Origin of the sequence: Candidatus Merdisoma sp. JLR.KK006 (assembly GCF_036941035.1) — a bacterium.
Taxonomy (GTDB): Bacteria; Bacillota; Clostridia; order Lachnospirales; family Lachnospiraceae; genus Laedolimicola.
Map to the genome: position 1 here is coordinate 1 of NZ_JAYMNS010000108.1, position 249 is coordinate 249.

The 249-nt window shown below is 50.2% G+C and carries 1 pseudogene; it reads left to right on the forward strand.

Going from position 1 to position 249, the window contains the following annotated elements:
* Window positions 1–249, forward strand: a pseudogene (locus VSQ61_RS22800) (RHS repeat domain-containing protein); the annotation flags it as partial.

Genomic DNA, 249 nt, shown 5'->3' on the forward strand with positions numbered 1-249 from the left:
CTGAACCGCCAGACCGTGACCATTAACGAGGAGGGCGGCAAGGTAGAGTTCTCCTACGACGCTTTGGGACGGATCACAAAGGTCATCAATGAGGACGGAGCCGTAACCGAGTATGAATATGATGCCAAGGGAAGAGTGACCGGAATCAAGGACGCATACGGCAATTATAAGTATTTCACTTACGATCCTATGAATCGAGTGACCTCCGTAACGGATGAAAACGGCGTGGAGCGTAAATACGCCTATGAC